Here is a 12,407-nt window from a genome sequence, read left to right as displayed (position 1 = left end):
GTCAATTGTTGTGGTTCAGCGCATGGCGCCGGGCGCGACTGGGTCGGATCAGGCGTTGATCAAGCAACGTTGCACATGTCACCACAAGTACCGCGCCGCATAGCAACCATTTTGAAATGGGTCCCATCGTGCCCTGGATCTGGAGCGCGTGAATGATGGTGGCCCCAACGATGCCTAACGCCAGAACGTTGTGAAGCATGCGCCACAATGGATAACGCAGGGTGCGTTTCCGGCGCAGGATCAGCAGCAGAGCGGTCAGTAAGAGGCCCAAAGTGGCAAGGACGCCGTAGACGGAAAAGGGGGTTGGCGCGACCAGCATCAGGGCGTCGAGCGTGTCAGGTGGGCTGGTGATGTAGAGCCCGCCAATGTGCAGGACGACGCACAGAAAAATTGCCGAACCAATGCCGCGGTGCCAGCGCCGGGCGCCCATCGGGTGTAAGCCGGGCAGATAGCCTGCGGCAAACAAGGGCTGGATCAGGAAGAGTGCGAGGCAGATGATACCTGCAAAGCCAGCAATAATGTAGGCCGGGTCGCGATAAGCGAGGTAGGGGCTGAAGGCTGCGATTATGATCGGCATCGTCATCGCGCCCAAAAGTGCCAGCCAAATTAGTGTGGGTCTGGCTGACTTAGGCGTAGGTCGGGATGCCATAATCGGCTCCGGTTCAGGCGTGTTTCAGCACAAAGTCGACTTTGAGCGACGTGTCGCGCGCGCTTTTCATAACCGGGCGCAGAAACACAGTTTCAAAGGCGGCGTCATCATAGGCGAGATGCGCATGGGGTTGGCCGAAATTGGGCACGATTTGCATCATCTCCATTCGGTACGACCCGTCACGCGCGGTCAGCACGCTGCCATGATTGCGCGGTTCGCGTTCGCCGCCAATTGTGGTGGCAGCCCAGATCTGAATGCGCACCCCGGACAGAGGGGCACCATTGCCCGCCTGACGGACCTTGCCCGAAATCCAGAATCCATCTCCCAGTTTATCCACCATAGGCGCATTTGGGCGGTAGTTGTTGCTTCCACCGCGCATGGTGCGGGTGGGTTTGTAGGTTTTGGCAAAAGCAGGCGACACCAGACCCATTTGCGCCCCGATGAGAGCCGAAGCGGCAAGCCCGGCTGACTTTAGAAAGGCGCGACGGTTGTAGAAAGGTGCGTTCATGACTTTCTCCAATTCCCTACATCCAAACAGCACATCTGTGCCGCGTGAAAACGTGAGTTTGGCAAACGATACACACTTGGATCCGTTTCGAAAACCGACCCCACGGTGTTGTGACCTGATAGGCGGAGAGTGGCACAGTAGCGACAGCGCGCCCTAATGTGACCGGGCCGCGCGTGCGGCCATCGCTTTTTGACCCAAAGACAAAGTGTAAGTGGTCAGCTCGGACAGCGCGGCATCGGCTGCGGTCGCATCACTGGCCTCGATGGCGTCAGCGATCCTGGCATGCAGCGAAATGATTTCCTCGCGGGAGCGCGCCGTAAAGGTGATCATATTCATCAGAGGTTGCATTGCCTCAACTGCGCCGGCCAGTTGATACGACAACACCGGATTGCCCGCGCCATCGACAAGGGCGCGGTGAAAGGCGACATCGCTGTCACAAAACCCTTCGTCCGACAGGCCCGGTTGCGACTGGCGGTGAATCTCGGCACGCATCGTGGCCAGATGGTCGGGCGAGCGACGTTCGGCAGACAGAGGCGAACAGGCCCTTTCCAACGCAAAACGGGCTTCGCAGGCGGTCTGAAAGTCCACAGCGTTCATCGACAACAGCAGGCGGGATGTTGTGACGTGCTGGGATTGGGCTTCGTCGTAATCGAGCCGACGCACAAATGCGCCCCCGGTCGCGCCGCGTTGTGTGCGGATCAGGTTTTGCGCGGCCAGACGTTTTAGGGCTTCGCGCACGGTCGGGCGAGACACGTCAAACTGATCGGCCAGTTCGGATTCTGACGGCAGGCGTTCGTCTACAATCAGGTCGCCCGAGATGATCGCATCCCGGATGGCTTTGGCGATTTGCGCGGAAAGGTCGGCGCGATTTTTTGGGTCAATTTTCATATGTCTTACATTTAATGTTTGATCGAAGTTTAAATGTCTGACAATTTAATATCAAGAGAGTGAGTCGCAATAATCCGGGAGGGGATGCGATATGATTGCAGATCGCATTCGCGCCATGACCGGCTTGCATTGGCTCGCCTTGTTTGGCGCTATTCTGGCCGCGTGGAGTGCGTTGTTCCTGATGGCGTTGCCTGCTGATTTGCGCGATGCGGGAACGGTTTATGGCGCAGATTTCTGGGCCAGCTTGTGTGTTGTCACACCGGATGCGGAGGGTTTTCTGCGTATCCTGAGCATGTGGATGCTGATGTCGACAGCGATGATGGCACCCACGGCTTTGCCAGCCTTTGCCACTTATGATGACCTTGCAAAATCGGCATCGGGTGCGGATTTCGGGCAATTGGTTGTTGGATACCTGAGCGTATGGATTGGGTTTTCGGTTCTTGCAGCCGGGTTGCAGATGGCGCTGTTTCTGGGAGGCGCTGTCAGCGTTTTTGGCGACAGCCGGTCCGATCTTTTGTCTGCTGTTTTGCTGGCCGGGGCCGGGCTTTATCAGTTTTCGCCCCTTAAGGACTCCTGTCTGAGCAAATGCCGGATGCCGCTGATGTTCTTTATGCAGCATTGGGATGAAGGCGCGCCGCGTAATGGGGTGCGGCTGGGGCTGACATGTCTTGGGTGTTGCTGGGCGTTGATGCTGTTGGGGTTTGTCGGAGGGGTGATGAACATCGCCTTTATGGGGCTCGCGACGCTGGTCATGGTTTTGGAGAAACTGCCCGATATCGGGCGATGGGTCACACGCCCCTTGGGCGTTTTGTTGTTGGGCGGCGCTGGCTTTGTAGCGTTTGGCGCGCTTTGAGTTTTTGGAGGAAATAAGATGGCATCTGATCAAATTGAGGCGGCGACCCGGATCGACAACCGGCACCCGAACGCACATAAATCCGGGCTGGGCACGGTTCCATGGGAGGTCAAGGGCGAGCTGATCCTGAACTGTAACTGCACGGTTTTTTGCCCTTGTGTGGTCAGTTTGGGACTGCATCCACCAACAGAGGGGCATTGTCAGACCTGGGGCGGTGTGCGGATCGATGAGGGCCATTATGGCGATGTCGATTTGTCCGGGCTGAACATCGGGTTGCTGATTGAAATTCCCGGAATGATGAGCCGGGGCAATTGGAAAGTCGCGTTGTTTATTGACGAACGCGCCAGCCATGATGCGTATCACGCCTTGGTCGACATCTTCTCGGGCAAGGCTAAGGGCACGACGGGGCTGTTCAAGGTGCTGGTCGGCGAAGTGATTGGCGTTGAGCGTCAGCCGGTCAGCTACGAAACCGATGGCAACACGCGCCACATCACCGTGGGCCGCAAAATCGAAGGTGTGGTTTATCCGGTTGAGGGCAAAGATCCCGACGAAGAGATTGTGATCAAGAACACCAAATACTGGATGGGACCGGATATTACCGTTGCCACCGCCAGCAAAGGCCGAGTGCGTGCCTTTGGTCGGGTCTGGGACTTTGGCGGACGCAGTGCCGAGATTTGCCAGATCGACTGGAAAGGGCCGCGGTGATGCTGGCCACACCGGAATATTGCGGGATGATGGCGCGTTATAATACGTGGCAGAACACTCAGGTCAAAGCGGCATGCGAGCGGTTGACTGAGGCGCAGTTGCGGGCCGACAAGGGCGCGTTTTTCGGGTCGATCATGAACACGTTGAACCACCTGCTTTGGGGGGATCAGGCGTGGATGAGCCGGTTTGATGACGGTGAGAAACCTGAGGGCGGGATCGCTGAGAGCGTGGGATTGTATCCAACTCTGGCCGTTTGGGGTGTAGAGCGATTTCGGATGGATACCCGCATTCAGCAATGGGCAGATACCCTCAACCAAGACGATCTGGCCCGCGATCTGAGTTGGTTCTCCGGTGCAGCAAACCGCGATGTCACGGCACCGATGGCCATGTGTGTGGTGCATATGTTCAATCACCAGACCCATCATCGCGGGCAAATCCATGCCATGCTGACAGAGGCAGGACAAAACCCGGGAGATACCGATCTGTTTATGATGCCGGGGGGGATATAGTGGTCCTGATTTCGCCATCGCGCCGATTGCGGCGCACACCGTTTTCCGAAGGGGTAGAGGCAGCGGGGGTCAAAGCCTATACGGTTTATAACCACATGCTGTTGCCAACGGTCTTTGAAAGTCTTGAGGCGGACTATCACCATCTGAAACAATATGTGCAGGTCTGGGATGTGTCGTGTGAACGTCAGGTCGAGCTGCGCGGACCGGATGCGGGGCGATTGATGCAGATGCTGACGCCGCGTGACCTGAGGGGCATGTTGCCGGGGCAATGTTGTTATGTCCCGATTGTCGATGAAACCGGCGGCATGCTGAATGACCCGGTGGCGGTGAAATTGTCCGAAGACCGGTGGTGGGTATCGATTGCGGACAGCGATTTGTTGTTCTGGATCAAAGGTGTCGTGAACGGCTGGCGGCTGGACGTTCTGGTGGATGAACCGGATGTGTCACCGCTCGCGATTCAAGGTCCCAAGGCGGATGACTTGCTGGCACGGGTATTCGGGGACAGCGTGCGAGATATCCGGTTTTTCCGCTTTGGAATCTATCAGTTTCAGGGCCGCGACGTTGTGATTGCGCGCTCTGGGTATTCCAAACAAGGCGGGTTCGAAATCTACGTTGAGGGCCGCGAAAGGGGCATGCCGCTGTGGCGCAAGCTGTTTGAGGCCGGGCAGGATCTGAACGTGCGGGCAGGGTGCCCAAGCGCGATTGAGCGTATTGAAGGTGGGTTGCTGAGTTATGGCAACGACATGACCGATGACAACACACCACATGAATGTGGGTTGGGGCGGTTCTGTAATACCCACACGGCAATTGGCTGTATCGGGCGAGATGCGCTGTTGCGGGTAGCCACCGAAGGTCCGGTTCAGCAAATCCGCGCAATAGCCATCAGCGGCGATCCGGTTCCGGTATGTGACCGGGTGTGGCCAGTCTATTCCAATAGCAAACGCGTCGGGCAGGTCACGTCTGCTGCCTGGTCGCCGGATTTTGAAACCAATGTTGCGATCGGCATGATCCGCATGACCCATTGGGATGATGAAACAAAGGTCGAGGTGGAAACACCCGACGGAATGCGCCCGGCTTTGGTGCGCGAAAAATTTTGGATTTGAGGAGAACATCAACATGTTCAACGCACTAATTGTAAACAAGGACGAAGAAAGCGGCAAAACCAACGCCGCTGTGACACATATCGGGCTGGATGACCTGCCGGATGGAGAGGTTACGGTTGCGGTGGATTATTCCACGGTGAACTACAAAGACGGGCTTTGCATCGGTCCGGGCGGCGGATTGGTGCGAAAATACCCGCACGTACCGGGCATTGATTTTTCCGGCACTGTCGAGTCATCAGACGATGCGCGTTACAAGCCGGGCGACAAGGTTGTTTTGACCGGTTGGCGTGTCGGCGAAGCGCATTGGGGCGGCTATACACAGAAAGCGCGCGTCAAGGCCGATTGGTTGGTGCCACTGCCGGATGGGTTGGATACGCGGGCAGCGATGGCTGTGGGGACCGCCGGGTTCACGGCAATGCTTTCTGTTATGGCGCTGGAAGATCACGGCATGACCAAAGGTGACGGTCCGGTTTTGGTAACTGGTGCGGCGGGCGGTGTCGGATCCGTTGCCACGGCCATTCTGGCTAATCTGGGATATGAAGTGGCTGGCGTCACGGGGCGTCCGGAGTCCGCAGATTACCTGAAATCGCTTGGTGCGACACAGATTGTCGCCCGCGAAGAGATCAACGAGACCGTTAAGCGCCCGCTGGAAAGCGAAATCTGGGCCGGATGTGTGGACGCTGTGGGGGGAGCCATGTTGGCGCGCGTTCTGGGACAGATGAAATACGGGGCGTCGGTTGCGGCTGTTGGATTGGCCGGTGGGGCCGGCCTGCCCGCGACGGTGATTCCGTTCCTCTTGCGCGGTGTGAACCTTTTGGGCATCGACTCGGTCATGCAGCCATATGACAATCGTGTACGCGCATGGCAGCGTTTGGCCAGCGACCTGCCCATGGACAAGTTGGAGGCAATGATACGGCCCGCAACGCTTTCGGATTTGCCTCAGTTGGGGGCGGATATTCTGAAAGGTCAGGTGCAGGGCCGCATACTGGTCGATGTTAACGCCTGAATCGTTGGCGCATCCCTGGTGCACCAATGGAAAAGAAAAAGGAAAGCTGCCCATTTTTTTGGGCGGCTTTTTGTTTTTGGGTCAATTTTTTTGAAGCAGTTTTCAGGCAGGATTGAATTGCGATTTTCACCAAACACATCGGACGCTTGAACTTATCGGGTTTGCGTGAAAGCCTGCGCCTGAAATTAGATACGAGGAGTCTGGCGATGGCCTATGACAAAGACAATATTTTCGCCAAAATCCTGCGCGGGGAAATTCCCTGTGAAAAGCTCTATGAGGACGAAGACACCTTTGTTTTTATGGATATCATGCCGCGTGCAGATGGGCATTGTCTGGTCATTCCCAAAACGGCCTGCCGTAATATGCTGGACGCGACGCCCGCGCAATTGTCGGCCACCCTGAAGACAGTTCAGCGCATGGGGCATGCTGTCATGAAAGCCTTTGATGCCGAGGGTGTGATGGTGCAGCAGTTCAACGAAGCCGCAGGTGGGCAAGAAGTGTTTCATTTGCATTATCACGTGTTGCCACGCCACGACGGGATCAAACTGCGCCCACCCGGAACAATGGCCGATTTCTCAGAGCTGAAAGACCACGCAGATAAAATACGGGCCGCGCTGGGATAAGTTTGATCGCCATTTTCTGGCCGACCAGGGAGAAGACATATGCTTGATGTCAATTTTGTACGAAGCCAGTTTCCGGCCTTTGAAGAACCATCGCTGAATGGGCAGGCATTTTTCGAAAATGCCGGTGGCAGCTATACCTGTGGGCAGGTAATTAACCGGCTGACGCGGTTTTATAAGCAACGCAAGGTGCAACCCTATGCGCCGTATCAGGCGTCAGAGTTGGCTGGTGCGGAAATGGACGAGGCGCGGGCGCGGCTTGCGGCGATGTTGGGTGTCGAAAATGACGAGGTCAGCTTTGGGCCATCAACTACGCAAAACACCTATGTTCTGGCACAGGCGTTTCGGCAATGGATGGATCCGGGCGATGTTGTGATTGTGACCAATCAGGACCACGAGGCCAATTCCGGCCCATGGCGGCGATTGGCTGATGACGGCATCGAAATCCGGGAATGGCGTGTTGACCCCGAGACGGGGCATCTTGATCCCGAGGATCTGGCCAATTTGTTGGATGACCGGGTGCGGTTGGTTTGCTTGCCGCATTGTTCCAACGTTGTGGGTGAGATCAACCCAATTGCGCGTATCTCGTCTTTGGCGCATGCGTCCGGAGCGTTTGTGTGTGTTGATGGCGTCAGCTATGCGCCGCACGGCTTGCCGGATGTTGGTGCACTTGGAGCGGACATCTATCTGTTTTCGGCTTATAAAACTTACGGTCCGCATCAAGGCGTGATGGTGATCCGGCGCAATCTGGGAATGCTGTTGCCAAATCAGGGGCACTATTTCAACGCTGAGTCATTGTACAAGCGATTTACACCTGCAGGACCGGATCACGCGCAGGTCGCGGCCTGTGCCGGCATGGTGGATTATACAGAGGCATTGGCAGCCCATCACGGCATTCTAGGGCAAACACCCGCCGTCACGGGGGCGGCCGTTCACGATCTGATGCGCGCACATGAAACCGAACTGCTGCAACCGGTTTTGGATTTCGTCAAATCCCGCAATTCAGTGCGTCTGATCGGGCCGGAGGATGCTAGCCTGCGCGCCCCGACAGTGGCCATCGCGGCCAATACGCCGGGCGAGAGCCTTGCCGCAAGACTGGCGGATCACGGAGTTATGGCCGGAGGCGGCGATTTTTATGCCATTCGCGCGCTGGAAGCTCAGAATGTTGATATGACCAAGGGTGTGCTGCGAGTGAGTTTTGTGCATTACACAAGCAAGGACGAAATTGACCAGCTTTTAGAAGGGCTTGAAGCCGTTTTGTGATCCGGCCGCGTTTAACGCGCGTATTGGAAACAAACGAGGGCTTTATGAGTTATTCCGCAACGACAATTGTTTGGCTCAGGCGCGATTTCCGTCTGAGCGACAACGCCGCTTTGACAGCTGCCGCAGCGCGTGGGGCTGTCATTCCGGTATTCATATTGGACCCGCAGGTCGGAGCACTTGGGGCGGCGCCCCAGATGCGTTTGGACCAAGCGCTTTCAGCCTTTCAGGAAACGCTGAAATCGCTCGGTATGCGGCTGATCCTGCGACGGGGGCAGGCCGAGCAGGTCCTACCCAAATTGGTGCAAGAAACCGGTGCCGATGCAGTTTTTTGGAACCGTCGCTACGACGCGCCAAGTGTGGCGTGTGATACGAACTTAAAGGCTGATTTGGGAACACGGGGTGTTAAAGCCAAAAGTTTTGCCGGGACATTGCTTTTTGAGCCGTGGACAGTGGCGACCGGGCAGGGCGGGCCTTACCGCGTTTACACTCCGTTTTGGAAAGCTGTGCGAGACCGTGTCGTTTCGCAACCGCTCGCCCGCCCTTCATTGGTCGCACCAAGTGCATGGCCACAAAGCGAAACTTCGGCGGATTGGGATTTATCGCGGCGCATGCAAGGTGGGGCGCGTGTGGTCGCACAATACATGCAGGCCGGCGAAGACGCTGCCATGAATAAATTGACCACTTTCATTGACGAACGCGTCGCCGCCTATCGTGACAAACGAGATTTTATGGGCAGCGCCGCAACATCTGAACTGTCAGACGCCTTAAGTCTTGGCGAAATCAGCCCCGCACAGTGTTGGCATGCTGGTTGGCGCGCCAAAGAAAGCGGCGCACCGGGGGCTGAGCATTTTCTTAAGGAGCTGACGTGGCGGGAATTTGCGTGGCATTTGATGTGGCATTTTCCATCATTGGACACTCAAACATGGCGTCCTGAATGGGCTCGGTTTTCTTGGATCGAAAACCCTGAAGATGTGAATTATTTGCGTTGGTGTCAGGGACGGACCGGGGTGACGCTGGTCGACGCGGCCATGCGAGAGCTTTATGTAACAGGCAAAATGCACAATCGCGCGCGAATGATCGCAGCGAGTTATCTGACCAAACATCTTGGCGTGCACTGGCGGCTGGGGCGAAGATGGTTCGAAGAGTGCCTGATCGATTGGGACGCGGCATCAAACGCGATGGGGTGGCAGTGGGTCGCCGGGTGTGGCCCGGATGCATCGCCATATTTTCGTATTTTCAATCCGGACACGCAGGCTGCTAAGTTTGATCCCGATGAAGCTTACCGGAAACGATGGCTGGCTGAGCCTTATAATGTGCCAAGTTCAACGGCGTTGGAATTTTTTGCAGCCGCTCCAAATCACTGGAATTTGAAGCCAGATGCACCATATGGGCCGCCGATTGTCGGCTTGAAAGAAGGGCGACAACAAGCCTTAAGCGCCTATGAGACCTTCAAATTGCAATAAATTCTTGCCGATATGGGCATTTCACGCCTAGCTTTATCATCAAAACCGCGAAGGGGAGATTGCGGATGTATTTGACGACGACGCAAGGCGAAGCCAATTTACCCAGATATTTTTCGGCCGTGTACGAAGTGGCGACGAAAATTAACAAGGGGCGCATTGATTTTGTGATGCCCGACGGACGTGTATTTCGGGCCGAAGGCAGTCAGCCAGGCCCTGTTTGCGCGCTGCATGTACATAACGAGGACACCTTTGCCCGCCTGATGCGCGAAGGAGAGTTGGGGTTTTGTGACGCTTATATCGAGGGTTGGTGGAGTGCGCCGGACCTTCAGGCGTTTTGCGATTTCCTGAGATCCGACAATGATGCGCTTTATGATGGATTTCCGGGTATGTTTTTCGTCAGGGCTTTTGAACGCCTGCGCCATTGGATGAACACCAACACCCGCGCGCAGGCGAAAAAGAACATCTCTCATCACTATGATCTCGGGAATGAATTTTATGCGCTGTGGCTGGACGACACGATGACCTATTCATCGGCCCTGTTTCAAACCGGGCAGGAAAGCATGGAAACGGCGCAAACCGCTAAGTATGCATCAATGGTGGATCAGATGGGCGTGCAACCGGGGGATCACGTTCTGGAAATCGGGTGTGGTTGGGGCGGGTTTGCGGTTTACGCTGCGAAAGAACGCGGATTGAAGGTGACCGGGCTTACAATTTCGGAAGAACAGTTAAAGTATGCCCAAGAACGTGTTGAAAAAGCGGGGCTTTCCCATATGGTTGAGTTCAAGCTAGAGGACTATCGGGACGAAGCTGGCCAATATGACGGAATTGCCAGCATTGAGATGTTTGAAGCGGTTGGCGAAAAATACTGGCCGGCGTATTTTCAAACTGTGCGAGATCGGTTGAAACCGGGAAAGCTTGCAACCCTGCAGATCATCACAATCGATGAGAAAAGGTTTGATACCTACCGTAAAGGCGTTGATTTTATTCAGAAATATATATTTCCAGGTGGAATGTTGCCAAGCCCAACTGCGTTGCGACAAGAAGCAGGCAAAGCCGGATTAGTCGTTGAAAATTCAGTGGAATTTGGCGAAAGCTACAGTCAGACGCTGCGTCGTTGGTATGACAGCTTTAACGCAAAATGGGACGATGTGCAGCGCCTGGGGTTTGATGATCGATTTCGCAGAATGTGGAATTTCTATCTGACCTCTTGCGCTGCGGCCTTTCACAGTGGAAGCTGTGACGTAACGCAAATCACAATTTCCAGACCTGAATAATGCCAACAGCCAACAACCTGGTCGCCGCTTTCTGCCTAGCCATTATTGGCGCGGTGGTTTCCGAGCTGATCAAACCTCAGATGCCCGAAGGGTATGATTTCGGTCATTTCACATTGATCAGCGCGGCTTTGGGGCTGGCTGTCGGGTGGAAGATTATGGGCCCGCGCGCAGGCAAGGGGTTGCCCATGTCCGTCAACAATGGGGTGACTGGCGTTTTGACGCTGATGATCGTGGGTTTGTTGTTTTTTGGAGCGGCAGAAATGTTGCACCGGGCCATGATGCGATTTTACGACGAGCCGATTGAAGCTATTCAGCAAATTGTCGCGATTGCGATGGAATACAGCGTGTATTTTCTGGATGTGAGCGTCATTGTGACGCTTGTAGTGGGCGCGATCGTTTCGGGAATATGCACCGAGATAGCCTATCGGCGCTGGAGATAACTTTATGAATTCATTGTTTTTTTACGGCACGTTGCGACACGTGCCATTGCTCTCGGTTGTGCTGGGGCGACATGTAGAAGGTCAGGCCGGTGTTTTCCCGGACCACGAGGTCATGGCCGTTCGGGGAGAGATATTTCCGATGATCCGGTCCGGCGGATCCGGGGCTAATGGTATTCTGGTTGAGGGGCTGAGCGACGAAGATATCGCGCGGCTTCGGTTTTACGAAGGTGGTTTTGACTATGATCTCGAAGAGGTCACAGTGACTGTTGTCGCGCGCGAAGTGGTGACCAAGGTTTTCTTTTCCGAACCAGGATTTTGGCAACCTGACGGCCCGTGGTCTTTGTCGCACTGGCAGGAGAAACACGGTGAATGGTCCGTTCTTGGTGCGGTTGAGGAAATGAGTTACTTTGGTCAGCGCACTCGATCAGATGTAGACAAGATGCTGCCGATGATTCAGGCGCGTGCGACGGCAAAAATGAATGCGCGTCACGACAATTCGGCATACAGCCCGGGTGGCATGACACGCGCCGATGTCGACAGTGTTGTGATGCGGCGGCCCTATGCGGATTATTTTACCTTAGAAGAATTCGACCTGAGTTTTCGCCGGTATGATGGACAGAAAAGCGAGATGGTCCGTCGCGCGGTTTTTGTGGCGACGGACGCCGTGATTGTTTTGCCGTATGATCCGGTGCTTGACCGGGTTTTGCTGATTGAACAGTTCCGTCCCGGTCCCTTTGCCAGAGAAGACGCAACGCCGTGGCAGCTGGAACCCATTGCCGGGCGTATCGATAAGGCTGAAACGGCTCAGGCGACGGCACGGCGTGAAGCGATGGAAGAGGCTGGGTTGACGCTTAACGCCTTGGAAGATGTGTCTCAGTGCTATGCATCACCGGGCTGCAGTACAGAATTTTATCACATTTTTCTTGGTTTGGCCGATCTGCCTGATGGCATTGACGGTGTCAGTGGTTTGGACGAGGAAGCCGAAGACATCCGGTCGTTCATATTCAGCTTTGACGCGTTGATGGAACTGGTCGATGAGGGGCGGGTTGTGAACGCGCCGCTCGTTCTGGCGGCGTTGTGGCTGGCACGTCATCGTGAGCGGTTGCGCGCGGCGTCTTGAGTTCCC

At 55.6% G+C, this 12,407-nt stretch carries 14 protein-coding genes; 11 read left to right on the top strand and 3 right to left on the bottom strand.

The window, feature by feature from the left end:
• Position 1 precedes the first annotated feature (1 nt).
• The 3 genes from ABJI08_RS02680 to ABJI08_RS02670 all read right to left on the bottom strand — a co-directional run bounded on the left by ABJI08_RS02680 (position 2) and on the right by ABJI08_RS02670 (position 2,045).
• Positions 2 to 649 (bottom strand): ferric reductase-like transmembrane domain-containing protein, encoded by a 648-nt coding sequence (locus tag ABJI08_RS02680; protein ID WP_348400274.1) that lies wholly within the window; start codon positions 647 to 649, stop codon positions 2 to 4.
• Positions 650 to 662: 13 nt separating this feature from the next.
• Complete coding sequence (locus ABJI08_RS02675) at positions 663 to 1,079, bottom strand: twin-arginine translocation pathway signal (RefSeq protein ID WP_348400532.1); 417 nt, start codon at positions 1,077 to 1,079, stop codon at positions 663 to 665.
• A gap of 231 nt (positions 1,080 to 1,310) precedes the next feature.
• On the bottom strand, positions 1,311 to 2,045 hold the full coding sequence (locus tag ABJI08_RS02670; protein ID WP_348400273.1) for an FCD domain-containing protein: 735 nt from the start codon (positions 2,043 to 2,045) through the stop codon (positions 1,311 to 1,313).
• A gap of 91 nt (positions 2,046 to 2,136) precedes the next feature.
• On the opposite strand from ABJI08_RS02670, the gene ABJI08_RS02665 reads away from it, so the two are divergent.
• From ABJI08_RS02665 to ABJI08_RS02615, 11 genes are all read left to right on the top strand, one after another.
• The gene (locus ABJI08_RS02665; RefSeq protein WP_348400272.1) at positions 2,137 to 2,898 is read left to right on the top strand and encodes a DUF2182 domain-containing protein; all 762 of its coding nucleotides are present in this window, start codon (positions 2,137 to 2,139) and stop codon (positions 2,896 to 2,898) included.
• A gap of 18 nt (positions 2,899 to 2,916) precedes the next feature.
• Positions 2,917 to 3,603, top strand: a complete 687-nt coding sequence (locus tag ABJI08_RS02660) for a DUF1326 domain-containing protein (protein WP_348400271.1) — start codon at positions 2,917 to 2,919, stop codon at positions 3,601 to 3,603.
• Positions 3,603 to 4,112 carry a DinB family protein gene (locus ABJI08_RS02655; protein ID WP_348400270.1) on the top strand — a complete coding sequence of 170 codons (510 nt, stop codon included), beginning with the start codon at positions 3,603 to 3,605 and terminating at the stop codon, positions 4,110 to 4,112. Before ABJI08_RS02660 ends, ABJI08_RS02655 begins: the two co-directional genes overlap by 1 nt.
• Positions 4,112 to 5,215 (top strand): dimethylsulfoniopropionate demethylase, encoded by a 1,104-nt coding sequence (locus ABJI08_RS02650; RefSeq protein ID WP_348400269.1) that lies wholly within the window; start codon positions 4,112 to 4,114, stop codon positions 5,213 to 5,215. The genes ABJI08_RS02655 and ABJI08_RS02650 overlap by 1 nt, the downstream gene beginning before the upstream one ends.
• 13 nt (positions 5,216 to 5,228) lie before the next feature.
• The gene (gene acuI / locus ABJI08_RS02645) at positions 5,229 to 6,221 is read left to right on the top strand and encodes an acryloyl-CoA reductase (RefSeq protein ID WP_348400268.1); all 993 of its coding nucleotides are present in this window, start codon (positions 5,229 to 5,231) and stop codon (positions 6,219 to 6,221) included.
• Between the two features lie 206 nt (positions 6,222 to 6,427).
• The gene (locus ABJI08_RS02640) at positions 6,428 to 6,844 is read left to right on the top strand and encodes an HIT family protein (protein WP_348400267.1); all 417 of its coding nucleotides are present in this window, start codon (positions 6,428 to 6,430) and stop codon (positions 6,842 to 6,844) included.
• Positions 6,845 to 6,883: 39 nt separating this feature from the next.
• Positions 6,884 to 8,104 carry an aminotransferase class V-fold PLP-dependent enzyme gene (locus ABJI08_RS02635; RefSeq protein ID WP_348400266.1) on the top strand — a complete coding sequence of 407 codons (1,221 nt, stop codon included), beginning with the start codon at positions 6,884 to 6,886 and terminating at the stop codon, positions 8,102 to 8,104.
• Between the two features lie 44 nt (positions 8,105 to 8,148).
• On the top strand, positions 8,149 to 9,567 hold the full coding sequence (locus tag ABJI08_RS02630; protein WP_348400265.1) for a deoxyribodipyrimidine photo-lyase: 1,419 nt from the start codon (positions 8,149 to 8,151) through the stop codon (positions 9,565 to 9,567).
• 65 nt (positions 9,568 to 9,632) lie between these two features.
• Positions 9,633 to 10,841 (top strand): cyclopropane-fatty-acyl-phospholipid synthase family protein, encoded by a 1,209-nt coding sequence (locus tag ABJI08_RS02625; protein WP_348400264.1) that lies wholly within the window; start codon positions 9,633 to 9,635, stop codon positions 10,839 to 10,841.
• Positions 10,841 to 11,281, top strand: coding sequence for a TrgA family protein (locus tag ABJI08_RS02620; RefSeq protein ID WP_348400263.1), 441 nt, complete (start codon positions 10,841 to 10,843; stop codon positions 11,279 to 11,281). The genes ABJI08_RS02625 and ABJI08_RS02620 overlap by 1 nt, the downstream gene beginning before the upstream one ends.
• Positions 11,282 to 11,285: 4 nt before the next feature.
• Positions 11,286 to 12,401 carry an NUDIX domain-containing protein gene (locus tag ABJI08_RS02615; RefSeq protein WP_348400262.1) on the top strand — a complete coding sequence of 372 codons (1,116 nt, stop codon included), beginning with the start codon at positions 11,286 to 11,288 and terminating at the stop codon, positions 12,399 to 12,401.
• The last annotated feature ends 6 nt before the right edge of the window (positions 12,402 to 12,407 follow it).

This window comes from Shimia sp. (assembly GCF_039969785.1).
Lineage (GTDB): Bacteria > Pseudomonadota > Alphaproteobacteria > Rhodobacterales > Rhodobacteraceae > Shimia.
Note: the sequence above shows the minus strand (reverse complement) of the source record. Positions and strands in the feature narration are given on the sequence as shown.